Source organism: Paraburkholderia sp. SIMBA_030, assembly GCF_046535245.1.
Lineage (GTDB): Bacteria > Pseudomonadota > Gammaproteobacteria > Burkholderiales > Burkholderiaceae > Paraburkholderia.
In genome coordinates this window covers 621,350-648,094 of sequence record NZ_JAWRXB010000001.1, presented here as the reverse complement: position 1 = coordinate 648,094, position 26,745 = coordinate 621,350, and the positions used below count along the sequence as shown (strand labels likewise).

26 protein-coding genes are annotated in these 26,745 nt (G+C 62.6%); 22 read left to right on the top strand and 4 right to left on the bottom strand.

The genetic code is table 11. The features are described from left to right. Positions 1 to 72: 72 nt before the first annotated feature. The 4 genes from SB772_RS02875 to ftsB all read left to right on the top strand — a co-directional run bounded on the left by SB772_RS02875 (position 73) and on the right by ftsB (position 4,459). Positions 73 to 1,734 (top strand): CTP synthase, encoded by a 1,662-nt coding sequence (locus SB772_RS02875; protein WP_410831766.1) that lies wholly within the window; start codon positions 73 to 75, stop codon positions 1,732 to 1,734. Next, positions 1,731 to 2,585, top strand: coding sequence for a 3-deoxy-8-phosphooctulonate synthase (kdsA, locus tag SB772_RS02870; protein ID WP_410831765.1), 855 nt, complete (start codon positions 1,731 to 1,733; stop codon positions 2,583 to 2,585). Before SB772_RS02875 ends, kdsA begins: the two co-directional genes overlap by 4 nt. Before the next feature lie 39 nt (positions 2,586 to 2,624). Continuing rightward, positions 2,625 to 3,908, top strand: a complete 1,284-nt coding sequence (eno, locus tag SB772_RS02865) for a phosphopyruvate hydratase (protein ID WP_012433549.1) — start codon at positions 2,625 to 2,627, stop codon at positions 3,906 to 3,908. 119 nt (positions 3,909 to 4,027) lie between these two features. Next, entirely contained in the window at positions 4,028 to 4,459 is a 432-nt protein-coding gene (ftsB, locus tag SB772_RS02860) for a cell division protein FtsB (RefSeq protein ID WP_410831764.1), read from the top strand. A gap of 148 nt (positions 4,460 to 4,607) precedes the next feature. Here the strand turns inward: ftsB and SB772_RS02855 are convergent, their stop codons facing one another. From SB772_RS02855 to SB772_RS02845, 3 genes are all read right to left on the bottom strand, one after another. Beyond that, positions 4,608 to 4,988 (bottom strand): hypothetical protein, encoded by a 381-nt coding sequence (locus tag SB772_RS02855; protein ID WP_410831763.1) that lies wholly within the window; start codon positions 4,986 to 4,988, stop codon positions 4,608 to 4,610. Positions 4,989 to 5,158: 170 nt separating this feature from the next. After that, positions 5,159 to 6,109, bottom strand: coding sequence for an Hsp33 family molecular chaperone HslO (gene hslO / locus SB772_RS02850; RefSeq protein WP_410831762.1), 951 nt, complete (start codon positions 6,107 to 6,109; stop codon positions 5,159 to 5,161). A 64-nt stretch (positions 6,110 to 6,173) separates the two neighbouring features. Then, entirely contained in the window at positions 6,174 to 6,698 is a 525-nt protein-coding gene (locus SB772_RS02845; RefSeq protein ID WP_410831761.1) for a gamma carbonic anhydrase family protein, read from the bottom strand. 282 nt (positions 6,699 to 6,980) lie between these two features. Between SB772_RS02845 and SB772_RS02840 the strand changes: the two genes are divergently transcribed. The 10 genes from SB772_RS02840 (at position 6,981) to SB772_RS02795 (ending at position 16,047) form a co-directional block, all read left to right on the top strand. Beyond that, complete coding sequence (locus tag SB772_RS02840; RefSeq protein ID WP_410831760.1) at positions 6,981 to 7,853, top strand: ferritin-like domain-containing protein; 873 nt, start codon at positions 6,981 to 6,983, stop codon at positions 7,851 to 7,853. An 86-nt stretch (positions 7,854 to 7,939) separates the two neighbouring features. Next, complete coding sequence (locus SB772_RS02835) at positions 7,940 to 8,824, top strand: alpha/beta fold hydrolase (protein WP_410831759.1); 885 nt, start codon at positions 7,940 to 7,942, stop codon at positions 8,822 to 8,824. A 103-nt stretch (positions 8,825 to 8,927) separates the two neighbouring features. Then, a complete protein-coding gene (locus SB772_RS02830) occupies positions 8,928 to 9,758 on the top strand; it encodes a 3',5'-nucleoside bisphosphate phosphatase (protein WP_410831758.1) in 831 nt (276 codons plus the stop codon). Positions 9,759 to 9,855: 97 nt separating this feature from the next. Beyond that, complete coding sequence (locus SB772_RS02825) at positions 9,856 to 10,491, top strand: L-threonylcarbamoyladenylate synthase (RefSeq protein WP_410831757.1); 636 nt, start codon at positions 9,856 to 9,858, stop codon at positions 10,489 to 10,491. A gap of 47 nt (positions 10,492 to 10,538) precedes the next feature. After that, a complete protein-coding gene (locus SB772_RS02820) occupies positions 10,539 to 11,201 on the top strand; it encodes a site-2 protease family protein (protein WP_410831756.1) in 663 nt (220 codons plus the stop codon). A gap of 6 nt (positions 11,202 to 11,207) precedes the next feature. Then, on the top strand, positions 11,208 to 12,410 hold the full coding sequence (locus tag SB772_RS02815) for a tryptophan--tRNA ligase (protein ID WP_410831755.1): 1,203 nt from the start codon (positions 11,208 to 11,210) through the stop codon (positions 12,408 to 12,410). Between the two features lie 16 nt (positions 12,411 to 12,426). Further along, positions 12,427 to 13,026 carry a class I SAM-dependent methyltransferase gene (locus SB772_RS02810; protein WP_410831754.1) on the top strand — a complete coding sequence of 200 codons (600 nt, stop codon included), beginning with the start codon at positions 12,427 to 12,429 and terminating at the stop codon, positions 13,024 to 13,026. A 43-nt stretch (positions 13,027 to 13,069) separates the two neighbouring features. After that, entirely contained in the window at positions 13,070 to 13,996 is a 927-nt protein-coding gene (gene dapA, locus SB772_RS02805; RefSeq protein WP_410831753.1) for a 4-hydroxy-tetrahydrodipicolinate synthase, read from the top strand. 130 nt (positions 13,997 to 14,126) lie between these two features. Next, on the top strand, positions 14,127 to 15,266 hold the full coding sequence (bamC, locus tag SB772_RS02800; RefSeq protein WP_410831752.1) for an outer membrane protein assembly factor BamC: 1,140 nt from the start codon (positions 14,127 to 14,129) through the stop codon (positions 15,264 to 15,266). A 7-nt stretch (positions 15,267 to 15,273) separates the two neighbouring features. Beyond that, entirely contained in the window at positions 15,274 to 16,047 is a 774-nt protein-coding gene (locus tag SB772_RS02795; RefSeq protein ID WP_410831751.1) for an MBL fold metallo-hydrolase, read from the top strand. Between the two features lie 138 nt (positions 16,048 to 16,185). Here SB772_RS02795 and SB772_RS02790 read toward each other — a convergent pair whose 3' ends face one another. Further along, on the bottom strand, positions 16,186 to 16,884 hold the full coding sequence (locus SB772_RS02790; protein WP_410831750.1) for a Bax inhibitor-1/YccA family protein: 699 nt from the start codon (positions 16,882 to 16,884) through the stop codon (positions 16,186 to 16,188). A 279-nt stretch (positions 16,885 to 17,163) separates the two neighbouring features. Here SB772_RS02790 and ndk point away from each other — a divergent pair, with 279 nt between their 5' ends. The 8 genes from ndk to der all read left to right on the top strand — a co-directional run bounded on the left by ndk (position 17,164) and on the right by der (position 26,678). After that, positions 17,164 to 17,589 (top strand): nucleoside-diphosphate kinase, encoded by a 426-nt coding sequence (gene ndk / locus SB772_RS02785; RefSeq protein ID WP_410831749.1) that lies wholly within the window; start codon positions 17,164 to 17,166, stop codon positions 17,587 to 17,589. Positions 17,590 to 17,760: 171 nt separating this feature from the next. Then, positions 17,761 to 18,912 (top strand): 23S rRNA (adenine(2503)-C(2))-methyltransferase RlmN, encoded by a 1,152-nt coding sequence (gene rlmN, locus SB772_RS02780; RefSeq protein WP_410831748.1) that lies wholly within the window; start codon positions 17,761 to 17,763, stop codon positions 18,910 to 18,912. Between the two features lie 218 nt (positions 18,913 to 19,130). Then, the gene (locus SB772_RS02775; protein WP_410831747.1) at positions 19,131 to 20,243 is read left to right on the top strand and encodes a helix-turn-helix domain-containing protein; all 1,113 of its coding nucleotides are present in this window, start codon (positions 19,131 to 19,133) and stop codon (positions 20,241 to 20,243) included. Between the two features lie 92 nt (positions 20,244 to 20,335). Continuing rightward, a complete protein-coding gene (ispG, locus tag SB772_RS02770) occupies positions 20,336 to 21,652 on the top strand; it encodes a flavodoxin-dependent (E)-4-hydroxy-3-methylbut-2-enyl-diphosphate synthase (protein ID WP_410831746.1) in 1,317 nt (438 codons plus the stop codon). A gap of 20 nt (positions 21,653 to 21,672) precedes the next feature. Then, entirely contained in the window at positions 21,673 to 23,013 is a 1,341-nt protein-coding gene (gene hisS, locus SB772_RS02765) for a histidine--tRNA ligase (protein WP_410831745.1), read from the top strand. 66 nt (positions 23,014 to 23,079) lie between these two features. Further along, the gene (locus SB772_RS02760) at positions 23,080 to 23,709 is read left to right on the top strand and encodes a YfgM family protein (protein ID WP_410831744.1); all 630 of its coding nucleotides are present in this window, start codon (positions 23,080 to 23,082) and stop codon (positions 23,707 to 23,709) included. A gap of 75 nt (positions 23,710 to 23,784) precedes the next feature. Then, entirely contained in the window at positions 23,785 to 24,930 is a 1,146-nt protein-coding gene (gene bamB, locus SB772_RS02755; RefSeq protein WP_410831743.1) for an outer membrane protein assembly factor BamB, read from the top strand. A 410-nt stretch (positions 24,931 to 25,340) separates the two neighbouring features. Continuing rightward, positions 25,341 to 26,678, top strand: coding sequence for a ribosome biogenesis GTPase Der (gene der / locus SB772_RS02750; protein WP_410831742.1), 1,338 nt, complete (start codon positions 25,341 to 25,343; stop codon positions 26,676 to 26,678). Positions 26,679 to 26,745: the final 67 nt, after the last annotated feature.

Sequence of the window (26,745 nt, the reverse complement as noted above, 5' to 3'; positions counted from 1 at the left end):
ATGTCGCTCGCATTTTGCTGGGTCGAGACCCTGCTTTACGGTATAATCCGTTTTTCCCGCGAGCATCCAGCGATGACCAAATATGTTTTCGTCACCGGCGGCGTAGTATCTTCCCTCGGCAAGGGTATTGCCGCCGCTTCCCTCGCCGCGATCCTCGAATCGCGCGGTCTTAAAGTCACCCTCCTCAAGCTCGATCCCTACATCAACGTCGACCCCGGCACGATGAGCCCGTTTCAACACGGCGAAGTGTTCGTGACGGAAGACGGCGCGGAGACTGACCTCGACCTCGGCCACTATGAGCGCTTCATCAGCACGAAGATGCGCAAGGCCAACAACTTCACCACGGGCCAGATTTACGAATCGGTGATCCGCAAGGAACGCCGCGGCGATTATCTCGGCAAGACGGTGCAGGTCATCCCGCACATCACGAACGAAATCCAGGCATTCATCGAGCGCGGCGCAGCGTCGGCCACGTGCGGTGAGCCGGACGTCGCGATCGTCGAAGTGGGCGGCACGGTGGGCGACATCGAATCGCTGCCGTTCCTCGAAGCCGCGCGTCAAATGAGCCTGCGCATGGGCCGCAACAGCGCGTGCTTCGTGCACCTCACGCTGGTGCCATGGGTCGCCACCGCCGGCGAACTGAAAACCAAGCCTACCCAGCATAGCGTGCAGAAGCTGCGTGAAATCGGCATCTCGCCGCACGTGCTGCTGTGCCGTGCCGACCGCCCCATTCCGGACGACGAGCGCGCGAAGATCTCGATGTTCTCGAACGTCCCGGAAGACGCGGTGATTTCCGTGTGGGACGCGGACAGCATCTACAAGATTCCGCAGATGCTGCACGACCAGGGGCTCGACGCGATCATCTGCGAAGAACTCAAGCTCGCGCCGAAGCCGGCCGATCTGTCGATGTGGTCGAACCTCGTCGAAAAGCTCGAGCATCCGCAGCACGAAGTCACGATCGGCATGGTCGGCAAGTACGTCGATCTGACCGAGTCGTACAAGTCGCTGATCGAAGCGTTGCGCCACGCCTCGATGCACACGGCGACCCGTGTCAACATCGAATACATCGATTCCGAAGAGGTCGAGGCGCAAGGCGTCGAGAGCCTCAGGCATCTGGATGCGGTGCTCGTGCCAGGTGGCTTCGGCCGCCGCGGCACCGAAGGCAAGATCGCCGCGATCCGCTATGCACGCGAAGCGAACGTGCCGTATCTCGGCATCTGTCTCGGCATGCAACTGGCCGTGATCGAATTCGCGCGCGACGTGGTCGGCCTGAAGGACGCGAACAGCACCGAGTTCGATCAGGAAACCGAAAACCGCGTGGTCGCGCTGATCACCGAATGGTACGACCGCGAGGGCCGTGTCGAGAAGCGTACTGAAGGATCGGATCTGGGCGGCACGATGCGCCTCGGTTCGCAACGCTGCCCGATCAAGCCCGGCACGATGGCCGAAGAGATCTATGGCAAGGACGTGAACGAACGCCACCGTCACCGTTATGAAGTCAATAACCGCTTCGTGCCCCAGCTCGAAGCCGGCGGCCTTATCATCAGCGCCCGTACCCCGAGTGAAGATCTGCCGGAAATGATGGAATTGCCGCGCAGCATGCACCCGTGGTTCGTCGGCGTGCAGTTCCACCCGGAATTCACGTCCACGCCGCGTGACGGCCATCCGCTGTTCAAGTCGTTCGTCGAAGCGGCGCTCGCGCATCAGCAGTCGCGCGTCGAGGAGAAAGCATGAAACTGGGCGATTTCGAAATCGGGCTCGACAAGCCGTTTTTCCTGATCGCGGGCACCTGTGTCGTCGAATCCGAACAGATGACGATCGACACAGCCGGCCGGCTCAAGGAAATCTGCGCGAAGCTGAACATTCCGTTCATCTACAAATCGTCGTACGACAAGGCCAATCGCAGCAGCGGCAAGTCGTTTCGCGGTCTGGGCATGGACGAAGGTTTGCGCATTCTGTCGGAAGTGAAGCGCCAGCTCGGCTTGCCGGTGCTCACGGACGTGCACGCGGAGCACGAGATCGAGCAGGTCGCGTCAGTGGTCGACGTGCTGCAAACGCCCGCTTTCCTGTGCCGTCAAACGGATTTCATCCACGCTTGTGCGCGTTCGGGCAAACCGGTCAACATCAAGAAAGGCCAGTTTCTCGCGCCGCACGACATGAAGAACGTGATCGACAAGGCGCGCGACGCTGCACGTGAAGCCGGTCTGTCGGAAGACCGCTTCATGGCGTGCGAACGCGGCGTGTCGTTCGGCTATAACAACCTCGTGTCGGACATGCGTTCGCTTGCGATCATGCGCGAAACCAACGCGCCGGTCGTGTTCGACGCGACCCACTCGGTGCAGTTGCCGGGCGGGCAGGGCACGAGTTCGGGCGGTCAGCGCGAATTCGTGCCGGTGCTGGCACGCGCGGCCGTGGCAACGGGCGTGGCGGGTCTCTTCATGGAAACCCATCCGAAGCCCGCGCAAGCCAGGTCGGACGGCCCGAACGCGGTGCCGCTGCATCGCATGGCCGATCTGCTCGAAACGCTTGTTACGCTCGATCAGGCCGTCAAGCGCGCGCCGTTCCTCGAAAGCGATTTCAACTGATTAACCGTAAAGAATTCAACGTCATTTCTTGAGGAAACCATGAGTGCTATCGTAGATATCATCGGTCGAGAGATTCTCGATTCGCGAGGCAATCCCACCGTCGAATGCGACGTGCTGCTCGAGTCGGGCACGATGGGCCGCGCAGCGGTGCCGTCGGGCGCATCGACGGGTTCGCGCGAAGCGATCGAACTGCGCGACGGCGAAACCGGCCGTTACGGTGGCAAGGGCGTGCTGAAGGCCGTCGAGCACATCAACACCGAAATCTCCGAAGCGATCATGGGCCTCGACGCTTCCGAGCAGGCATTCCTCGACAAGACCCTGCTGGAACTCGACGGCACCGACAACAAGTCGCGCCTTGGCGCGAACGCGATGCTGGCCGTGTCGATGGCCGTCGCGAAGGCTGCTGCTGAGGAAGCCGGCCTGCCGCTGTACCGCTACTTCGGCGGCTCGGGCGCGATGCAACTGCCGGTGCCGATGATGAACATCGTCAACGGCGGTGCGCACGCGAACAACAGCCTGGACATCCAGGAATTCATGATCGTGCCGGTCAGCCAGCCGACCTTCCGCGAAGCACTGCGCTGCGGCGCCGAAGTGTTCCACGCGCTGAAGAAGATTCTCTCCGACCGCGGCATGAGCACGGCGGTGGGCGACGAAGGCGGCTTTGCACCGAACTTCGGCAGCAACGACGAATGCCTGTCGACCATCCTGCAAGCCATCGAAAAAGCGGGCTACCGCGCCGGTGAAGACGTGCTGCTCGCGCTCGACTGCGCAGCGAGCGAGTTCTACCACGACGGCAAGTATCAGTTGGCGGGCGAAGGCCTGCAATTGTCGTCGACGGAATTCGCAGACTACCTGGCGAACCTGGCAGACAAGTTCCCGATCGTCTCGATCGAAGACGGTATGCACGAAAGCGACTGGGCGGGCTGGAAGACGCTGACCGACAAGCTCGGCAAGAAGGTCCAGCTGGTCGGCGACGACCTGTTCGTCACCAACACGCGCATTCTGAAGGAAGGCATCGAGAAGGGCATCGCCAACTCGATCCTGATCAAGATCAACCAGATCGGCACGCTGACGGAAACCTTCGCCGCGATCGAAATGGCCAAGCGCGCCGGCTACACGGCCGTGATCTCGCACCGCTCGGGCGAAACCGAAGATTCGACGATTGCGGACATCGCAGTCGGCCTGAACGCCGGTCAGATCAAGACGGGTTCGCTGTCGCGTTCGGACCGCATCTCGAAGTACAACCAGTTGCTGCGTATCGAAGAAGACCTCGGCGATATCGCCAGCTACCCGGGCAAGTCGGCGTTCTACAATCTGCGCTAAATGGCCGCTCATTGGCCCATTTGCCAGCGCTGACCGATGACCCGGTTCGCCTTCGTTTCTGATTGACCTCGCCGCCCTGCGTATAGCGCAGGGCGGCGTGTATTTATCGTGCTTACTTCATGCGGCTTGTCACTGCTGTCCTGATCGTTCTGCTGGCGCTGATCCAGTACCCGCTCTGGTGGGGGCACGGCGGATGGTTGCGCGTGCACGAGTTGCAGCAGCAACTGACGCAGCAACAACAGAAGAACGTCGATGCGAAGCTGCGCAACGAGCGTATCCAAGGCGAGGTGCAGGATTTGCAGAACGGCACGGCCGCTGTCGAAGAACGGGCGCGTTACGAAATGGGCATGGTGAAAGACAGCGAAGTGTTCGTGCAGTTCGTGTCGCCGAACGCGCCGTTGCCGACGGCAAATACGCCGTCAGTCACCACTTCGACGCGCGGTGAGATGTCGGCCGCGCCGCTTCACGTGGTGCCGAATCCGGAGTCGCGTGCGAAGGCGGATCGCAAGCACGGCGGTAAGGTGGCGAAAGACAAGAAGGCGACACACTAAGCCTTGCCGCGTACGCCGGGTTCAGGACGCAGGACGCAAAAAAGGCGCGGTGAAAACCGCGCCTTTTTGTTTGGGCTGACCCGTCATGCCAGTATGTCAGCCCCTTGCCGTATCGGCATCTATCTTCTCCGCATATGTCCGCTTCGAGTTACCAGCCCCAGTAGGGTCCGTAACCGACGCCGACCCCGGTGCCCCAGCCGTGTCCCCAACCGCCGCCGTAATAACTGCCGTACACGCTGACGGGCGGCGCGTAATAACGCGACCACGCTTGCGCGGCATTCTCGGCGGCAATTGCCCGATTCTGTTCGGACAATACTTGCTGATCGATTGCGTCATAGCGCTGGCGCTCTTCAGGCGTGAGCGGACGGGCCGTGCTGGCCATAGCCGACTGGTCGGCCGGAAGGCGGCTATAAATCGGCGACGGGCCCGGTGGGTCCATTACGCAACCGGTCAGCGCGGCGCTGCCTGCGATGGCGGACAGTACGGCCAACGTGCGTGCGTAATGCATTAATGAAGTAGGGATGTTCATTTTCGATCTCCATCGGTCGGACGCCTAAGCAAACCATGCGCGGCGCGCACCGCAAATGATCCGACGCAATGATCAAAGATACCGCGCCGCCCGGCCCATGAAAAGGCAGTGGGCGGCGCGGTATTTTACTGCCGTAACACGAGCGTCATGAACCAGCGCCGCTGAGCCGGTTAGTGCCGCTGGTCGGCCGCCGGCGTCACGCCTTGTGAGAGCGCGCTGGCCACAAAAAGTTGCGCCACGTCGACCGGATCGAATTCGTACCGCTGGTTACAGTATTCGCAATGGACCTCGACGTGACCGCGTTCTTCGATCACGCCGTCCACTTCGTCGCGGCCCAGCATCTTCAGCATGGCGCCGACTTTTTCACGCGAACAGGTACATTCGAAGCGCGCGGTGGCCGGCTCGAAATGCTGGACGTTTTCCTGCCAGAAGAGACGCCGGAACACCGTTGCGGGCTCTTCCTTCAGCAGTTCGTCTTGCGACAGCGTGCCGCCGAGCGTGCAGACGCGCTCCCACGTATCCGCGTCCAGCTCGCCCGGATGCGGGACGATGCCGCCGTCGCCGGGCAGCTTTTGCAGCAGCATGCCGACCGCGCGCTCGGTGTTCGCCGCGAGCCACAAACGCGTGTCGAGCTGCTCCGAGTGATGCATATAGTGTTCGAGTACTTCGGCCATCGATTTGAGCGGGCCATTCTCACCCGACAGCGGCACGATACTCTGATACGGCTGCTGACCGGGCTGCTTGCCCTGCGGATCGAGCGTGATCACGCAACGGCCGTGACCGCTCGCGTTGACCAGTTCGATCATGGTGGCGTCGTCGCCGATCGTGTCGTCCGCTTCGCCGGAAAACTTGGCGGTCGCGCGCATCGACAGGTCGGAACTGCACTGCACCACCAGCATCTTGGCCGGGCCGTCGCCGAAGATCTGCATGATGAGCGTGCCGTTGAACTTGAGATTCGCCGACAGCAGCGCGCACGCCGCCATCATCTCGCCGAGAATCGTCCGCACGGGCGCGGGGTAATCGCGGCGCGTCAGCACTTCCTGCCACGTATTACGCAGTGAAACGATTTCTCCGCGCACCGGCGCCGCGCTGAACATGAATTTTTGCAACTGGTCGCTCACAACTTTTCCTCGGTCGAATGACGCTGCCTGATGCCGCGTCTTGCGCGCCGTGTGCTGCGGCTGGTTAGCCGATGCGCACGAGCTGCGCCTTGAAATATTCGCGGCGCTCGGCGTAGCCCGCCGTGCCGCGCTGCATATTGGCGATGTCCGTCCCGGTCAGTTCGCGCACCACTTTGGCGGGCGCGCCGAGAATCAGCGAGTTGTCGGGAAACACTTTGCCTTCTGTGACGATGGCGCCCGCTCCGACCAGACAGTTGCGGCCGATTACCGCACCATTCAAGACCACCGCCTGAATTCCAATCAGCGAGCCTTCCTTGATGGTGCAACCGTGCAGCATGACCTGGTGGCCGATCGTCACGTTCGGCTCGACCGTCAGCGGAAAGCCGGGGTCGGTGTGGAGCACCGCGTTTTCCTGGACGTTGCTGCCGGCGCCGATGGTAATCGGCTCGTTGTCGCCACGAATCGTCGCGCCGAACCAGACGCTCGAATTTTCCTCGAGCGTCACATTGCCGATGATGTTCGCCGAATCCGCGACGAACACGCTTTCGTGGATGGTCGGGGCGGCTTCGCCGAGCTTGTAGATTGTCACAATGTCTCCTGTGTCGACCGGAGTTGGTGCAAAGCACTTACTCCGGTCCCATGCGGTTTATTGCGCGAGCGCCGGCTGGATCTGAAGGCTGCCGGAAACGTCCAGTCGGGGCCGGTTGCCTGCCGGCATAGCAGGCGCGCGCGAAAGTCGAATCGAGTATTGTAAACGTTTGTGTGGTTGGGCCGCTCGGCGTTGCCGCCGGGCTGTCGGCGGTCCGACGCGCTGCCGTGCCCGCCGTGTCGTTAGCCGCCGCTTGTCGTTCCAATTGCCGATCTGCTTGCCATGATTTCCGCTGCTCCGTCCGATCCCTTTGTCCCGTCCCTGTCGAACTGCGCGCGTAGCGGCGCGCTTGCCGCATTGCGCGAAGTCGACCCGGCGAGCAAGGCGGCCACGGCTCGCGCGCTCTATGTTGCAGTGCTCGACGGCACCCTGGGATGCGCTGAAAACCTCGAACTCGAAGAGCCACCCGGCCTGCCCGGCCGTCCCGCGCGGCCCGAACTGGTCGAGCCGCGCAAGCTGGGGCGGCGCAGCATGCAATCGCCAGAAGGGCGCGCCGTTTTGCTGCACGCGCTCGCGCACATCGAATTCAACGCGATCAACCTCGCGCTCGACGCCGTCTGGCGCTTTGCCGGCATGCCTGCTGCGTTCTATGTCGACTGGCTCAAAGTCGCGGCCGAAGAGGCGCATCATTTCTCGCTGCTGGTCGCGCGGCTCGCGGAATTCGGCCATACCTACGGCGATTTCCCCGCACACGACGGCCTTTGGGACATGTGCGAGCGCACGCGCGACGACGTGCTCGCGCGCATGGCGCTGGTGCCGCGCACGCTCGAAGCGCGCGGTCTCGACGCCTCGCCGCCGATTCGCGCACGCTTGCAACAGGCCGGCGACCACGCGTCCGCGGCGATTCTCGACGTGATCCTGCGCGACGAGATCGGCCACGTACTGATCGGCAATCGCTGGTTTCGCTATCTGTGCGAGCAGGGCGGTTTCGATCCGCATGTCACCTACACACGTCTTGCCGAGCAGTATCACGCACCGAAATTACGCGGTCCGTTCAATTTCGAAGCGCGTCGCGACGCCGGTTTCGACGAAACCGAATTAGCCGCGCTGGTCGCTCTGGCGGGGTTGGATCAACGTCGGCCAGTCGCGGACTGAGGCGTTCTTCCAGACATCACCCAAGCGCATCGTCCGGCTATCTCGTTATAATCGAACGACCATTCTTTTTTTCAGGCGCGTTGTTCATGAATACCTCTCAGTCTGAGTTCGTCGCCGTGCGCGGCGTCCGTCTTCACGTGCGACGCTGGGGCAATCCGGACGCGCCGAAGCTGTTCATGCTGCACGGCTGGATGGATGTGGCGGCGTCGTTCCAGTTCGTCGTCGATGCGTTGGGCGGCGACTGGCAGGTGATCGCGCCTGACATGCGCGGCTTCGGCCTGTCCGATTGGCCGGTGGCCGAGTGTGGCGGAGGCAACTACTGGATTCCGGACTATCTCGGCGATCTCGATGCGCTGCTCGACCACTACGCGCCGGTCGGCGAAGTCAATCTGGTGGGCCACAGCATGGGCGCGAACATCGTCTGCCTGTATGCGGGCGTGCGGCCGGAGCGGGTACGGCGCGTGGTCGACCTGGAAGGCTTCGGTCTCGCGCCGTCGCACTCGGCGCAAGCGCCCAGGCGTCTGCGCAACTGGCTCGACGAGTTGCGCGACCCGCCGCAACTGAAGCGCTACGCGTCGCTCGACGAGGTTGCCGGCCGTCTGATCAAGACCAATCCGCGCCTTGCGCCGCAGCGCGCGCGGTTTCTCGCCCAGCACTGGTCGAAGCCGGACGGAGAAGGGCGCTTCATGCTGCTCGCCGATCCGGCGCACAAGCTGCGCGGACCGACGCTATACCGGATCGACGAAGTGATGGCCGTGTGGCGCAAAGTGAGCGCGAAAGTGTTGCACGTCGAGGCGGCCAACTCGCCGACGCTCGCGCAGATCGCCGGTGAAATTCCGCTCGACGAATTCAAGGCGCGCTTTCAGGCGTTTCCGAACTGGCGCGAGAAGACCATCGATGAAGCGGGGCACATGGTGCACCACGACCAGCCGGAGCAGGTCGCAGCTTTGATCGAAGGGTTTTGCGCCTGAATTTTTGACAAAAAGTACAAGGAATAAGGGCGGCTCCGAGAGATAGCGCTGCGGCCACTTACTGCGTTGCAGTAAAATGGCCTCAGAACCTTTCAAGAAACAGATGAACGCCGACCTCCATTGCCACTCCACCGTTTCCGACGGCCAGCTTGCGCCGGCCGAAGTCGCGCGCCGCGCGCGCGCGGGCGGCGTTACGTTGTGGGCACTGACCGACCACGACGAAATCGGCGGCCAGCACGAGGCGCGTAGCGCCGCGGAAGCGCTCGGCATGAGTTATCTGAGCGGCGTGGAGATTTCGGTGACGTGGGCCTCGCGCACGGTGCACCTCGTCGGGCTCGGCATCGATCCAACCAACGCGATCCTGATCGACGGTCTCGCGCGCACGCGCAACGGCCGCGCCGCGCGGGCCGAGGCGATCGGCGAACAACTGGCCACGCTCGGCATTCCGGATGCCTATCAAGGCGCGCTGAAGTACGTTTCCAATCCGGACATGATTTCGCGCACGCACTTTGCGCGCTTCATGGTCGAAAGCGGCTACGCCAGCTCGACGCAAGACGTTTTCACCCGCTTTCTCGGCGACGGCAAGGCCGGCTACGTGCCGCATCGCTGGGCCAAACTGGCCGACGCGGTCGGCTGGATCAAGGCAGCCGGCGGCGAGGCGGTCGTCGCGCACCCGGGCCGGTATGCGTACACGCCGGTCGAATTCGACGCGTTTTTCGCCGAATTCATCGATCTGGGCGGCAAGGCGATCGAAGTGGTGACGGGCAGCCACACGCCGGATCAATATCGCGAATATGCGGACGTCGCACGCCGTTTCGGCTTCGAGGCGTCGCGCGGTTCCGATTTTCACGCGCCCGGCGAAGGTTGTGTCGAACTCGGCACGCTACCGCCGCTGCCTGCCGATCTCAAGCCCGTCTGGGAACGTTGGCTTTGATCGCGCGCCGTGCCACGGCGGCACGACACGCGAAGCAGCCGTCATTCGGGGCGCGTGCGCCCGCCCGATTCCTCCCCTGTAGTCACCGTTAGTCATCATGTCCCAATACTTTCGGCTTCACCCGGACAATCCGCAGCCGCGCCTCGTCAAACAGGCCGTACAGATCATCAACGACGGTGGTGTCGTCGCGATGCCGACCGATTCGAGCTACGCGATCGCCTGTCATCTCGACGACAAGGACGCGGTCGAGCGTTTGCGGCGGATTCGCGGGCTCGACGAGAAGCAGTTGCTGTCGCTGCTGGTGCGCGATCTGTCTGAGCTGGCGAACTTCGCGATGGTCGATAACCGCCAGTACCGGCTGATCAAGTCGGTGACCCCCGGGCCTTACGTGTTCGTGTTGCAGGCGACCAGGGAAGTGCCGCGGCGCCTGTCGCATCCGTCGCGCAAAACGATCGGCTTGCGGGTGCCCGACCACGCGATCACGCTGGCGATTCTCGAAGAGCTCAGTCAGCCGCTGCTCGGCTCGACACTGATCATGCCCGGCGAAATCCAGCCGCTGAACGATCCGGAAGAAATCCGCGCGCGCCTCGAAAAGCAGCTCGATCTGGTGATCGACGGCGGCCCCTGCGTGTGCGAGCCGTCGACCGTGATCGATCTGACCGGCGCCGAGCCGGTGTTGGTGCGAGCAGGGCGCGGTTCGCTCGCGCCATTCGGCCTCGAAGAGACGGCATGAGCGAAAGCGGGCAGACGCACGCAATCACGTTGTTACAATAGAGAAATATGAATTCCTCCCTGATACAAACCATAGCGGTGTACGCGTTGCCGGTGATTTTTGCGATCACGCTGCACGAAGCCGCGCATGGCTACGTCGCGCGCTGGCTCGGCGACAATACCGCGTACGTGCTCGGCCGCGTCTCCGTCAATCCGATGCGGCACATCGATCCGCTCGGCACGATCGCGATTCCCTTGCTGCTGTACTTCGCGACCAGCGGCGCGTTCATGTTCGGTTACGCGAAACCCGTGCCGGTCGCCTTCGGCAACCTGCGCAATCCGCGCTGGGGCAGTCTGTGGGTGGCGGCGGCCGGCCCGCTGTGCAATTTCGTGCAAGCACTGGTGTGGGGCCTGTTCGGGGTCGCGCTCGCGGTACTGAGCGTCGATGAGCCGTTCTTCACGCGGATGGCCGCAGCCGGTGTCGGCGTGAACCTCGTGCTCGGCGTACTCAACCTGTTTCCGCTGCCGCCGCTCGACGGCGGCCGCGTGCTGATGGCGCTGTTGCCGCCGCGGCAGTCGATCGCGCTGTCGCGCCTCGAACCGTACGGCTTTTTCATCGTCATGGCGCTGGTGATGACGGGCACGCTGACGCGTTATTGGTTGAGCCCGCTCGTCACGCTCGGCTACAGTGCAATCACCGCAATTCTGACTCCACTTGTTTCGCTTTTCTAAATAGCCATGTTCCCAGACCGTATCTTCTCCGGCATGCGGCCCACCGGGTCGCTGCACCTCGGCCACTACCACGGCGTGCTGAAAAACTGGGTGCGGCTGCAGTCCGAATACCCGTGCTTCTTCTGTGTGGTCGATTGGCACGCGCTGACGACGCACTACGAAACGCCCGAAGTGATCGAAAAGAACGTGTGGGACGTGCTGATCGACTGGCTCGCTTCCGGTATCGATCCGGCCCAGGCCACGCTGTTCATCCAGAGCAAGGTGCCCGAGCATGCCGAACTCGCGCTGCTGCTCGGCATGAGCACGCCGCTCGGTTGGCTCGAACGCGTGCCGACCTACAAGGAGCAGCAGGAGAAGCTGAAAGACAAGGACCTGTCCACTTACGGCTTCCTCGGCTATCCGGTGCTGATGGCGGCGGACATTCTGCTGTATCGCGGCTCGCTTGTGCCGGTCGGCGAAGATCAGGTGCCGCACGTCGAGATGACGCGTGAAATCGCGCGCCGTTTCAACTACCTGTACGGCCGCGAGCCGGGCTTCGAAGAGAAGGCCAATGAAGCGGCGAAGAAGCTCGGCGGCAAGCGCGCCAAGCTCTATCACGAGCTGCGCAACGCCTATCAGCAGGAAGGCGACGACGAGGCGCTCGAACAGGCGCGCGCGATGTTGCAGGAGTCGCAAAGCCTGTCGATGAACGATCGCGAGCGGCTGTTCGGCTACCTCGAAGGTTCGCGCAAGATCATTCTGGTCGAGCCGCAGGCCATGCTGACGGAAGCGTCGCGCATGCCGGGTCTGGATGGCCAGAAGATGTCGAAGTCGTACGGCAACACGATCGGCCTGCGCGAAGACGCGGAAACGATCACGAAGAAAGTCCGCACCATGCCGACCGACCCGGCGCGCGTGCGCCGCACCGATCCGGGCGATCCGGATAAGTGCCCGGTGTGGCAGCTGCACCAGGTCTACACCGACGAAGCCACGCACGAGTGGGTGCAGAAAGGCTGCCGTTCGGCGGGGATCGGTTGCCTCGAGTGCAAGCAGCCGGTGATCGAAGGCATCCTGCGTGAACAGCAGCCGATGCTCGAGCGCGCGCAGAAGTATATGGACGATCCGTCGCTGTTGCGCGCGATCGTCGCCGACGGCTGCGACAAAGCCCGCAAGTTCGCCACGGAAACGATGCGCGACGTGCGCGAGGCGATGGGCCTGTTGTACAACTGACGCGCACGCTTGCGTGATGAGCACTCCCGGCATTGCATCGCACGGCAACGGCGAACCGTCGCGCTGGGTGAGCCATTGGGCGCATCTGGTCGCAGCGGGCGGCGCGGTGCTCGATGTCGCGTCGGGAGCAGGGCGGCATGCGCGGTTTTTTGCCTCGCTGGGTCATCCGGTGACCGCTCTCGACCGCGATGCGGCAGCGCTTGCCGCGATGCGCGACGAGCCGCTCGTCGCGACACTCGCGGCTGACATCGAAGGCGCCGCGTGGCCTTTGCCGGACGACGCGAAATTCGCCGCTGTCGTGGTCACGAACTACCTGCATCGGCCGCTTTTCCCGCAGCTTTTGTGCTCGCTCGCGCCGGGTGGCGTGCTGATTTACGAGACTTTCGCGCAAGGCAATGAAAGGGTCGGCAAGCCGTCGAATCCAGCGTTTTTGCTCGCGCCCGGCGAGTTGCTCGAGGTGGTGCGCGGCCGCCTTCGGGTGGTCGCGTTTCAGGACGGTTTTCTCGCGCAGCCGCGCCCGGCTTACGTCCAGCGGATCTGCGCAATTCTGGAGGCGGAGCGTTCAGCCGACCCTGCAGAGGCGGCGCCCCCGCCTTGTTACGAGTTGGCTGGCTAATCCGCTACAATCGCGGTTTACCTGATCAAATTCATGGCGTTTCATGACTAACGGCAACCAAAGCGGCATTCGCAACAGCAACGACGGCGTCCAGATTCGCGGCAGCATTCCTGCCATCATCACCCCGATGCTTGAAGACGGCAGCCTCGATCTGCCGGCGTTTCGCAAACTGATCGACTGGCACATCGCCGAGGGCACGAACGCACTGGTCGTGGTCGGCACGAGCGGCGAGTCGGCCACGTTGTCGGTCGAAGAACACGTGTTGATGGTCAAGACGGCGGTCGAGCACACGGCGGGCCGGATTCCGGTGATCGCGGGCTCGGGCGGCAACTCCACCACCGAAGCAATCGAACTCACGCAGCAGGCCAGAGAGGTCGGCGCGGACGCCACGCTGCAGGTCGTGCCGTATTACAACAAGCCGACCCAGGAAGGCATCTATCGCCACTTCGCGAAGATCGCCGAAACCGTCGATCTGCCGGTGATCCTGTACAACGTGCCGGGCCGCACCGTCGCGGACATGAGCAACGAAACGATCCTGCGTTGCGCGCAGGTGCCGGGCATCATCGGTGTGAAGGAAGCCACCGGCAACATCGATCGCGCCGCGCATCTGATCAAATCGGCGCCCGCGCATTTCGGCATCTACAGCGGCGACGATCCCACTGCGATCGCGCTGATGCTGCTCGGCGGCCACGGCAACATTTCGGTCACCGCGAACGTCGCGCCGCGCGCAATGAGCGAGCTGTGCAAGGCCGCGCTCGCCGCGGACGCCAGGACCGCCCGTGAGATTCACCTGAAGCTTCTGTCGCTGCATAAGAACCTGTTCATCGAATCGAACCCGATTCCGGCGAAATGGGCGTTGCAGCAACTCGGCCGTGTGCAGGGCGGGATCCGCCTGCCGCTCACGCCGCTCGACGCGCAATACCACGAAGTGGTGCGCGCCGCGCTGCGCGAAGCGGGCCTGCTGGGGTAAGCGGATCGAGCCGCAGCCCTCACCAGCGCTAATCCAAGCCCGCCACGGCACTCCCTTAACCGACGTCGATCCAGCCCACGTTCCCGGCACCCAGAACCAGGCACCGCGTTCCAGCATCACGAAGGACCACATGAAACGTTCCGCACTTTCCCTCCACGCAACCCGCATGGCGGCGCTGGCGCTTGCCCTCACGACGCTCGCCGGCTGTGACACGCTGAACGACTGGTTCGCTTCAGACCGCGTCAACTACAAGGGCGCGGGGAGCGCGCCTCCGCTCGCCGTTCCGGGCGATCTGACGACCACCCCGACCGACCAGCGCTACGTCGCGCCTCCGGCCAATCTGGCGCTGGGCGGCGCGCAGCAACGCGCGGTGACGGCTGCCGGCAATTCCACCGAAGGCCAGCCGACTGCGCAAGACCCGTACGGCATGCACATCGAGCGCGACGGCGACCGCCGCTGGCTGGTGGTCGACGGCCGCTCGCCGGAACAACTGTGGTCGCAGTTGCAGGAGTTCTGGCAGGAAAACGGCTTCGCGCTGAAAACCGACGCTCCGGCCACCGGCATCATGACGACCGACTGGGCCGAAAATCGCGCGAACATTCCGGACGACTGGTTCCGCCGCACGGTCGGCAAAGTGATCGACTTCGCGTACTCGTCGGGTACGCGCGACAGCTTCCGCACGCTCGTGTCGCGCGGTCCGGCCGGCGCCACCGATATTTCGATCACGCATAGCGCGATGGAAGAAATGCTGACGGGCCAGGACAAGACGTCGTCGCGCTGGGAGGAGCGTCCGCGCGATCCGGCACTCGAAGCGTTGTTCCTTACCAAGCTGATGCAGAAGTTCGGCCTGACCGAGGTCCAGTCGAAGCAGTTGTTGACCGAGGCCCGACCGGCTACCGCGCCGGCCACGATCGACCAGAGCGCGGGTGTATCGACGCTCGATTTGCAGGAATCGTTCGACCGTGCGTGGCTACGCGTGGGCCTGGCGCTCGATCGTACCAACTTCACGGTGGACAACCGCGATCGCGCGAAAGGCATTTATTACGTACGTTACGCGGATTCGATGGCGGAACTGAAGAAAGAAGGGCTCTTCGGCAAACTTTTCTATAGCGGCAATTCGTCGAAGAAGCCGGGTCAGGAATTCCTCGTCAACGTGCGCTCGAAGGGCGACACGGTGACGCAGGTAGCGGTGCTGGACGCGAACGGGCAGGTGGATAACTCGTCCGACGCGCAGCGCATCGTGTCGCTGCTGCACGCGCAACTGAACTAAGCGGACCGTGCGGTTCGCCAGTCTCGGCAGCGGCAGCGAAGGCAATGCCCTGCTGGTGGAGGCGCAAAGCGGTACGACCACCACCCGCGTGCTGCTCGACTGCGGTTTTTCCGCCAAAGAAGTCGAGCGGCGTCTGGCGCGGCTCGGCGCGGGCGTCGAAGGTCTCGACGCCATTCTGATCACGCATGAGCACAGCGACCACATTGGCGGTGCGTTGACGCTGGCGCGCAAGTGGTCGATTCCGCTGTACATGAGTTGGGGCACCGCGCGCGCGGTGGGCGCCGATGAAGCCGATGTCGACCTGCAGGTGCTATGGGGCGACGAGGCGGTGGCGATCGGCGACCTCAGCATCCTGCCTTATACCGTTCCCCATGACGCCCGCGAGCCGCTGCAATACGTGCTTTCCAACGGCGCGAGCCGCCTCGGCGTGCTGACCGATGTCGGCACCTCCACGCCGCACATCAGCGCCGTGCTGAGCGGTTGCGACGCGCTGGTGCTCGAATGCAATCACGACGTGCGGATGCTGGCGGGCAGTCGCTACCCGCAGTCGCTGAAGGCGCGCATCGGTGGCGATCACGGGCATCTGAACAACGACGCGGCGGCTGATATTCTGGCTTCGCTCGATCGTTCGCGCTTGCGCCATCTGGTCGCCGCGCATCTGAGCCAGCAGAACAATTTGCCGGAACTGGCGCAAGCCGCAATGGCGGCTGTGCTGGGTGCCGCGCCGACCGAAGTGGTGGTGGCTTCGCAGGATAATGGCTTTGCCTGGCTGAGTCTTTAGCGCTGCTTGGGCTGCCGGCGCTGTGATCGGTGTCTGACGCGACGCCGCCGTGCCAATAAAAATGCCCATGACGATTGCTCGCCATGGGCATTTTTTATTGGGGCGGGCGCCTTTTGCGCCGCGCCCCAAGGTCAAACCTTAGTTGCGGTTGCCGCCGAAGATGCCGAGCAGCGCGAGCAGGTTGACGAACACGTTGTATAGATCCAGATAGATCGCGAGCGTGGCGGTGATGTAATTCGTCTCGCCGCCGTTCACCACGCGCTGCACGTCGAACAGCATGTAGGCCGAGAAGATCACGATCGCCATTACCGAGACCGTCAGCATCAAGGCCGGCAGATGCAGGAACACGTTCGCGACCGACGCCAGCAGCAGCACGATCACGCCCATGAACAGCCACTTGCCGAGGCCGGAGAAATCGCGCTTGCTGACCGTGGCGATCGTCGCCATCGACGCGAATATCACACCAGTGCCACCGAAGGCGAGCATGATCAGCGACGGGCCGTTCGAAAAACCGAGCACGAAGCTCAGGATGCGCGACAGCATCAGGCCCATGAAGAACGTGAAGCCGAGCAGTACGACGACGCCGATGGCGCTGTCTTTGGTTTTCTGGATCGCGAACATGAAGCCGAAGGCGATCGCGAAGAATGCCAGCATGCTCATGCCGGGGCTGGTGGCGGCGAACAGCGAGAAACCGGTTGCCACTCCCACCCACGCGCCGAGCACTGTCGGAATCATCGACAGCGCGAGCAGCCAGTAGGTGTTCCGTAGCACGCGGTTGCGTGTTTCGACCGTGCTGACCGCGCCAGTGCGGCCAAAGCTATACGGATGTTCGTTCATGGTCTCTCCTTACGTCAGAAGCATGTTGCGTCGTGGTTTATGCAGCGCCGGCCGGGATTTTTGCCGCCAGTCGCGTGGTACGTCCATTCCTGAGATTGGCGCGGAGGCAGGGAGTTTCAATGCTCCGAAAATGTTCACACGGCCTACGCTACCAGCAATCAGAAAGTCCTGCTTGGCGTCTTTCAGTGCTGTAAGGGTCCAATCGCAATCATACACGGGAACATGCTACAATAGCGGATTCATTTAAATCTGTAACCTCTTAATTTTTTGGAGTTTTTAATGGCGATCGAACGCACCCTGTCGATTATCAAGCCGGACGCAGTGGCCAAGAACGTGATCGGTCAGATCTACAGCCGCTTCGAAAACGCCGGTCTGAAGATCATTGCGTCGCGCATGGTTCACCTGTCGCGCGCCGATGCAGAGAAGTTCTACGCCGTGCACGCCGCACGTCCGTTCTTCAAGGACCTGGTCGAATTCATGATCTCGGGCCCGGTGGTCGTACAAGTGCTGGAAGGCGAAAACGCAATCCTGAAGCACCGTGACCTGATGGGTGCAACGGACCCGAAGAAGGCAGAAAAGGGCACGATCCGTGCTGATTTCGCCGACAGCATCGACGCTAATGCGGTGCACGGTTCAGACGCTGCTGAAACGGCTGCTGTCGAAATCGCGTTCTTCTTCCCGCAAGTGAACGTTTACTCGCGTTAATGCCTGGTTAAGCCCGAATGGTCTCGTGCGATTCGTGCAGCCGATTTGATTAATCGCACGAATCGCCCGGCAAAGTAGTAAGGTAAAGCAGCAGGAATGGGCGCGAACGGCATTGCGTTCATGCAGCTTGTTGCATGAACGTAGTCTCGCACTGAAATGGCAGGATTCGATATGACGAGCAGTCCCACCGTCAACCTTCTCGATCTCGACGCCCAAGGGCTTGTCGCCTACTGCGACAGCCTGGGCGAGAAGCCGTTTCGCGCCAGGCAATTGCAGCGTTGGATTCACCAGTACAACGCCGCCGACTTCGACGGCATGACCGATCTGGCGAAGTCCTTGCGCGAAAAGCTCAAAGGGCGCGCAAGCATTACGATGCCCGGCATCGTCAGCGACCATATTTCGACCGACGGCACACGCAAGTGGCTGATCGACGTCGGTAACAGCAACGCGGTCGAGACCGTTTTTATTCCGGAAGAAACCCGCGGCACGCTGTGCGTCTCGTCGCAGGCCGGGTGCGCGGTCAACTGCCGTTTCTGTTCGACCGGCAAACAGGGGTTCTCCCGCAATCTCACCACCGGCGAAATCATCGGCCAACTGCGTATGGCTGAGTTTGCGCTGCGCGCATCGCTCGGCGCGGCCGGCGGCCGTGCCACGGGTGGCGAAGGCAAGGGCGAGCGCGTCGTCACGAACGTTGTGATGATGGGCATGGGCGAGCCGTTGCTGAACTACGACGCAGTGGTGCCCGCCATGCGCCTGATGCTCGACGACAACGCGTACGGCCTGTCGCGCCGGCGCGTCACGCTGTCCACCTCGGGTGTGGTGCCGATGATGGACCGGCTCGGCGCGGATCTGCCGGTGGCGCTCGCGGTCTCGTTGCATGCGCCCAACGACCCGCTGCGCGACATGCTGGTGCCGCTGAACAAGAAGTATCCGCTGCGCGAACTGATGGCGGCTTGCCAGCGCTATCTGAAAGTCGCGCCGCGCGATTTCATTACGTTTGAATATTGCATGCTCGACGGCGTAAACGACAGTGAAGCGCAAGCGCGCGAATTGCTTGCCGTCACGCGCGACGTACCGTGCAAATTCAACCTCATTCCGTTCAATCCGTTCCCCGAGTCGGGCCTCGTCCGTTCGAAGGCGGAGCAGATCAAACGGTTTGCGCAAGTGCTGATGGACGCGGGCGTCGTCACCACGGTACGCAAAACACGCGGCGACGATATCGATGCTGCCTGCGGTCAGCTGGCCGGTGCGGTGAAAGACCGCACGCGCCTCGCTGAACGCACCGGGAAGGCAGCGAAGATCATCGAGGTTCGCGCCGTGTAATCGCACGAAGCGGCAGGGCGCACCTGTGCGGCGGAAAGCGCCGCGCAGGTGCAAAAACCCGCCGCGTCACGGGCGATTGAAAAGAAAGTTTGCAGAAGCGATCGGAAGCGGCACACAAGGCCGCACATTTTGTTATAAACGGTCTGCGATTCGGACGTGAGGCAGTTCGCCTGGTCGAGTCGCACAAGTGAAAAAGAATCGACGCGAAAGGATTTGGGATGAGTGAGCCGCAGCACCCGCATCGTCACGAGGCAGACACGAACGCAGACCAGCCGGCGCCGGTCGCTCGGGCGGTGGTGCAGCCTGTTGCTCAGACCGGCTTGGATTCGTTGGCGGCAGTGGGCGCGCGCTTGACTCAATTGCGCGAATCGAAGGGCTGGACGATCGACGACGTATCGGCGCGTCTGAAAGTGTCCGCGATCAAATTGCGCGCGCTCGAGTCGGGCGATATCAGCCATCTGCCGGATACGACGTTCGCGCTCGGCGTGGTACGCAGCTACGCGAAGATGCTCGGCGCGGATCCCGCGCCATTCACGCAGGCGCTGCGCCGCGAGAAGGGTGTGCCGGCACCGGATCTGTCGATGCCGGCGTCGTCTGGCAAGGATTTGCCGCGCGGCCGGGTGTCACTGTCGCTCGGCGGCAGCGGACAAAAGAGCCGCTCGTGGCTGTGGGGCATTGCAGCGGTCATCGTCGCGGTGATCGCGCTGGGTATGTGGCATACCAATGGCGGTGATTCGTCGGCGTGGCTCGCGCGGTTGAAGGCGAGCGCGAACGGCGCGGCTGGCGGCGCCACCGGCGCGTCGGGCGCGGTTGCGCAGGGGCCGGCAGCAGGTTCCGATACGGCGGTCGAAGCTGCGTCCGAAGCTGCGTCCGCGCCGCAAACGCAGACCGCAGTGGACAACGCAGCGCCGGCTACGCCGATGCCCGCGCCGCTGGCGACCGGTACGGCGCCGTCCTCTGCGCCGCCGGTGACGGCAGGGACCGCGGTCCCTGCGGCGCCGAAGGCGGGTTTGCAGGTCCAGGCCGCCGCGCAAGGCGCGAGCGCCGCAGCCGGCGAAACTGCCGAACAGGTGGCAACCGCAGGCGAGGCGATCGTCGCGCTTCGCGTGACACAAGACAGTTGGTTCAGCGTGCGCGGCAAGGACGGCAAGGAGGTGTTCTCCGGCCTCGTGCACGCAGGCGATACGAAGGAAGTAACAGGCGCGGCCCCTTTCAAGGTCACGATCGGCAACAAGGCCGGTCTCGAGTCGATTACGCTCGATGGCCAGCCGGTCGATCCGTCGAAATATTCGGCAGCCAAGGGTAATGTGGCACGCTTCGCGCTGCCTTAATAGATGTGGCATGCGTCGCGGCCAACCGGGTCGCGACGCTTTCTCTTTCTCAATTCAGGCGCGACGACCTTTGTGTGGCGCCTGCGGCGTAAATGGGTCTTTCGATGCAATCCGAAGCTCAATCCCAATCCAGTAGCAAGATTGTTTCAAACGAGCCGGTGTTCGGCGGCCAGGCTGCGCGGCGCATGTCGCACGCGGTCGACGTGCGTTGGGGCGGCCAGCTCGTCACGATCGGCGGCGATGCACCCGTGCGCATCCAGTCGATGACCAACACCGATACCGCGGACGCGATCGGCACCGCGATCCAGATCAAGGAATTGGCGCAAGCCGGTTCGGAACTGGTGCGTATCACGGTCAACACGCCGGAGGCGGCGGCGGCCGTTCCGGCCGTGCGCGAGCAGCTCGACCGCATGGGCGTGTCGGTGCCGCTGGTCGGCGATTTTCACTACAACGGTCACTTGCTGCTGCGCGATTACCCCGCGTGCGCGGAGTCGCTGTCGAAGTACCGGATCAATCCGGGCAACGTCGGCCACGGCGCGAAACGCGACACGCAGTTCGCACAGATGATCGAAGCGGCGGTGAAATACGACAAGCCGGTCCGTATCGGCGTGAACTGGGGCAGTCTCGATCAGGATCTGCTCGCGAAAATGATGGACGAAAACGCTGCGCGTTCCACGCCGTGGGAAGCGCAGAGCGTGATGTACGAAGCGCTGATCCAGTCGGCGATCGGCTCGGCGGAGCGGGCGGTCGAACTCGGTCTGGCTCGCAACAAGATCATCCTGTCGTGCAAGGTCAGCGGTGTGCAGGATCTGATCGCGGTGTATCGCGAACTGGCGCGCCGTTGCGAATTCGCGCTGCATCTGGGGCTGACCGAAGCGGGCATGGGGTCGAAGGGCATCGTCGCATCGACGGCTGCGTTGTCCGTGTTGCTGCAGCAAGGCATCGGCGACACTATCCGTATTTCGCTGACGCCGGAACCGGGCGCGTCGCGCACCGGCGAAGTGATCGTCGGCCAGGAAATCCTGCAGACCATGGGCTTGCGCTCGTTCACGCCGATGGTGATCGCGTGCCCCGGTTGCGGCCGTACTACCAGCACGCTGTTCCAGGAACTGGCCTCGCAAATCCAGACTTATCTGCGTACGCAGATGCCGGTGTGGCGCGATCAATATCCGGGCGTGGAGAAGATGCACGTCGCGGTGATGGGCTGCATCGTCAACGGTCCGGGTGAATCGAAGCAGGCGAACATTGGTATCAGCTTGCCGGGTTCGGGCGAAAATCCAGCCGCGCCGGTGTTCATCGACGGCGAGAAGGTCAAGACGTTGCGCGGCGATAATATCGCGCAAGAATTCCAGCAAATCGTGAGTGACTACGTCGAGCGCCGCTATGGTCGCGCCGAAGCACTCAACTAAACACCGTCAATCGAAGACAGATGACTGAACAGAAGAAAAAGCTCGAAAAGTTGTCCGGCGTGAAGGGCATGAACGACATCCTTCCGCAGGAAGCCGGGCTGTGGGAATTTTTCGAAACGACCGTCAAGTCGATGCTGCGTTCGTATGGATACCAGAATATTCGTACGCCGATCATCGAGCATACGCAGTTGTTCAAGCGTGGTATCGGCGAAGTGACCGACATCGTCGAGAAAGAGATGTACAGCTTTACCGACGCGCTGAATGGCGAAAATCTGACGATGCGCCCGGAAAATACCGCAGCTGTCGTGCGCGCGGCGATCGAACACAACATGCTGTACGACGGCCCGAAGCGCCTGTGGTACATCGGCCCGATGTTCCGCCACGAGCGTCCGCAACGCGGTCGTTACCGGCAGTTCCATCAGGTCGGCGTCGAAGCATTGGGCTTTGCGGGCCCGGACGCGGATGCTGAAATCATCATGATGTGCCAGCGTCTTTGGGACGACCTCGGCTTGATGGGCATCAAGCTCGAAATCAATTCGCTGGGTTTAGCTGAAGAGCGTGCGGCACATCGCGTCGAGTTGATCGCGTACCTCGAAAAGCACATGGATGTGCTCGACGAAGACGCGAAGCGCCGTCTCTACACGAACCCGCTGCGCGTGCTGGATACGAAGAATCCGGCGTTGCAGGAAATCGCGCAGAACGCGCCGAAACTGATCGATTTTCTCGGCGACGAATCGCGCGCGCACTTCGAAGGTTTGCAGCGCATTCTGAAAGCGAACAACATTCCGTTCACGATCAATCCGCGTCTCGTGCGCGGTCTCGATTATTACAATCTGACCGTGTTCGAATGGGTCACCGACAAGCTTGGCGCACAAGGCACCGTTGCGGCCGGCGGCCGTTACGATCCGCTGATCGAACAACTCGGCGGTAAGCCGACGGCCGCATGCGGTTGGGCGATGGGCGTCGAACGTATCCTCGAATTGCTGAAAGAAAACAAGCTCGTGCCGGAAGACGAGGGCTGCGACGTGTACGTGGTCCATCAGGGCGACGCGGCGCGCGAGCAGGCCTTCATCATCGCCGAGCGTTTGCGCGATACGGGTCTCGACGTGATCCTGCATTGCAGCGCCGACGGTCAAACCGCCAGCTTCAAATCGCAGATGAAACGTGCCGACGCAAGCGGTGCGGCATTCGCGGTCGTGCTCGGCGAAGACGAGATCGCCAACGGCACGGTCGGCGTCAAGCCCCTGCGGGATACAAGTTCTAACGGTGGTAAAAACGAGCAACATAACGTGCCCGCCGAAGACTTGACCGAATTTCTAATCAATGCGATGGTTGCAACCGCCGAAGACGGCGACGACTGATCGCGATGTCGTCGAGCCCATTGGCTCGACACGCACATGTATCAAGAAAGAGGAAATCGCCGGGCAATGAGTTACCACGACGAACAAGAATCGATTGAAAGCCTGAAAGCATGGTGGACGCAGTGGGGCAATGCAACCACGTGGATCGTGCTGGTGGCGCTGGTTGCCGCAGCCGGCTGGAACGGCTGGAATTTCTGGCAACGGCGTCAGGCGGCGGAAGCCGCGGTGCTGTATGACCAGGTGCAGCAAGCCGTTGCCTCGGGCGACAAGGCGAAGATCACGCGCGTCGCTACCGACATGGAAGACAAGTTCAGCGGCACCGCGTATGCGCAGATGACCGCGCTGGGTGCCGCGAAGGCGCTGTATGCCGCGGGCGACGAAGCTGCTGCGAAGGTTCAGCTGCAATGGACCATCGATCACGCGAAAGACGATGAGTTCAAGCAGATCGCCAAGTTGCGTCTCGCTTCGCTGCTGCTCGACGACAAGGCTTACGACCAGGGTCTCGCGCTGCTCGCCGAGCCGCAGTCCGATGCGTTCAAAGGCATTGTGGCAAACGGCCGCGGTGACTTGCTCGCCGCTCAAGGCAAGCGTGACGATGCGCGCACGGCTTACAGGCTCGCGCTCGATTCGCTGTCGAAAAACGATAGCTCGGCACGCCAGTTGATTCAGTTCAAGCTGGACGCGTTGGGCGGCTAATCGTTGCAGGCGGCGCGCTGCGTGCAACGACCAACCGGTCTCCTTTAATTAATTTCCTGAATGCTTCGTCCACCGATGAATCTGCTGAAACGTTACGCTGTGCCCGTTGCCTGTGCGATGACTGTCCTCACCATGGCGGCTTGCTCATCCACGAAAGACGAGCGCCGCGTGCCGACGCCGCTCACCGAGTTCAAACCCGCGCTCGATGTGCAGCAGGCGTGGAAGACGAGCGTGGGCAAGGCTGGTCGTTACCTGTTCTCGCCGGTCGCGGTCGGCAATGCGGTGTACGCAGCCGGCGCGAACGGCTCGGTCGCGAAGATCGATGCGCAAACCGGCAAGGACATCTGGCGCGTCAAGCTGCACGATGACCTCTCGGCAGGCGTCGGCAGCGACGGCACGTTGACTGCGGTCGGCGGTCTGAAGGGCGATGTCTACGTGCTGGGCACTGACGGCAAGCAACTGTGGACCGCGAAGGCGCCCGGCGAAATCATTTCGCCGCCGCTGGTCGGCAACGGCCTCGTGGTCGTGCGCACGGTCGACGGTCAGATCGTGGCGTTCAATGCGCAAACCGGCGAGCAGAAGTGGAATTACCGCAACCGCGCGGTGCCGCTGAATCTGCGCGTGTCGTCGGGCATGACGTTCGCGGGCGACGCGGCGGTGCTGGCCGGCTTCCCGGGCGGCGCGTTCGCTGCGATCAACCTGCAAACCGGCGACAACTATTGGCAGACGCCGGTGTCGTATCCGAAGGGCGTGACCGAAGTCGAGCGGATCAACGACGTGACGGGGCCGCCCACGCTGGTCGGTTCGCAAACTTGCGCGGTGACTTTCCAGGGCCAGATTGGCTGTTTCGACGCGAATTCCGGGCGTGCAGTGTGGGAGAAGGCATTCTCGAGCACGAGCGGTCTGGCGCAGGATGATCGCGCCGTGGTGGCGGGCGACGACTGGTCGGTGGTGTCGGCGTTCGACGTCAACACGGGTGCGCCGCTGTGGCAAAACGACAAGCTGAAGAACCGCGAGGTCAGCGTGCCGTTCCTGCTGGGTCACGCCGCGGTGCTGGGCGACTATCAGGGCTACGTGCATTTCCTGTCGCGCGACGACGGCACGCTCGTGGCTCGCGTGAAAACCGACGGCAGCGCGATCACCGCGGCACCGGTGCTGGCCGGCGAAACGCTGGTGGTGCTGACGCACGACGGCGATCTGTACGGCTACCGCCCGCGATAAGCTGGGGTCTCATCGACAGCCAGGCGTCGTCAAGCGCGCAGGCCGGCTTTGCCGGCCGCGCGCGTTTTATAGAGAAAAATATTCCGCCGGACTGGCTGGTCCGGCAAGTCGGATCAGAAACGGCCCACGTGGTCATCGGTGGCTGCTTGCGGCGCCATCTTCGACGGTAATTGCGGAAAATCGCATTGATCTGGCATGCGGGCCGTCGAGCAAGAAAGACTGAATCTGGCAGCCCATTGGCGCTGCCCATACAGCCAAACCCCCGTCCGCCCGGGTGCGCATATTGACAGCGCATCCGGGGCTGGCCGAATTCGTGATAATTTTCGTCAAACGCTGCCGTATAGCGGCCGCATGGCGTCGCTACGCGGGCGGTCGATTTCGATCCCGCGTTTCACCGTGAACAACATCTGATGAAACCCGTTATTGCCCTGGTTGGGCGCCCCAATGTGGGGAAATCCACGCTGTTCAACCGTCTCACGCGTACGCGTGATGCGCTGGTTGCCGACTTGCCCGGTCTCACCCGCGATCGCCATTACGGTGAAGGACGCGCCGGCGAGCGGCCGTATCTGGTCGTCGATACCGGCGGCTTCGAGCCGGTGGCAAAAGACGGCATCCTGCACGAGATGGCACGTCAAACCCGCCAGGCGGTCGAAGAATCGGACATCGTCGTGTTCATCGTCGATGGCCGCAACGGTCTCGCGCCGCAGGATAAGTCGATTGCCGACTATCTGCGCAAGATCGGCCGGCCGATCTTCCTCGTCGTCAACAAAGCCGAGGGGATGAAGTACAGCACGGTCGCGGCCGATTTCTACGAACTCGGTCTCGGCGACCCGCGCGCCATTTCGGCGGCGCACGGCGACGGTGTGACGGAAATGATCAACGAGGCGCTCGGCGTCGCGTACGCGGGTCAGCCGGAAGAGAGCGACGAGGAGAAGGAAGCGCGTGGCGTGAAGATCGCCATCGTCGGCCGGCCGAACGTCGGCAAGTCGACGCTGATCAACGCGCTGGTCGGCGAAGAGCGCGTGATCGCATTCGACATGCCGGGCACGACGCGCGATTCGATTTACGTCGATTTCGAGCGGCAAGGCAAGCCCTACACGCTGATCGACACGGCCGGCTTGCGCCGCCGCGGCAAAGTGTTCGAAGCGATCGAGAAATTTTCGGTGGTGAAGACGCTGCAATCGATTTCGGATGCGAACGTCGTGATCCTGCTGCTCGACGCGCGCCAGGACATCTCGGAACAGGACGCGCACATTGCCGGTTTCGTCGTGGAGCAAGGCCGTGCACTGGTCGTGGGCGTGAACAAATGGGACGGCCTCGATCCGCATGTGCGCGAGCGCACCAAGGCGGACCTCGAGCGTAAACTAAAATTTCTCGACTTCGCCAAATTCCATTTCATTTCCGCTGCGGAAAAAACCGGCATTGGCCCGCTGATGCGTTCGGTGGACGACGCCTACGCCGCGGCCATGGCCAAGCTGCCGACGCCGAAGCTCACGCGCGCGCTGATCGATGCGGTCGAATTCCAGCAGCCGCGTCGACGTGGTCCGGTGCGGCCGAAACTGCGTTACGCGCACCAGGGCGGACAGAATCCGCCGATCATCGTGATTCACGGCAACGCGCTCGACGCGATCACCGAAACCTATAAACGCTACCTCGAAAACCGTTTCCGGGAAACTTTCAAGCTGACCGGGACTCCATTGCGCATAGAGTTCAGATCATCGACGAACCCTTACGCGGACAAAGGCTGAAACCCGCGTGTGTGTTGGGTTTGGCCCGGTGGCCGGGGCCCTCGCGCAAAAATGAAAATCGGCTATA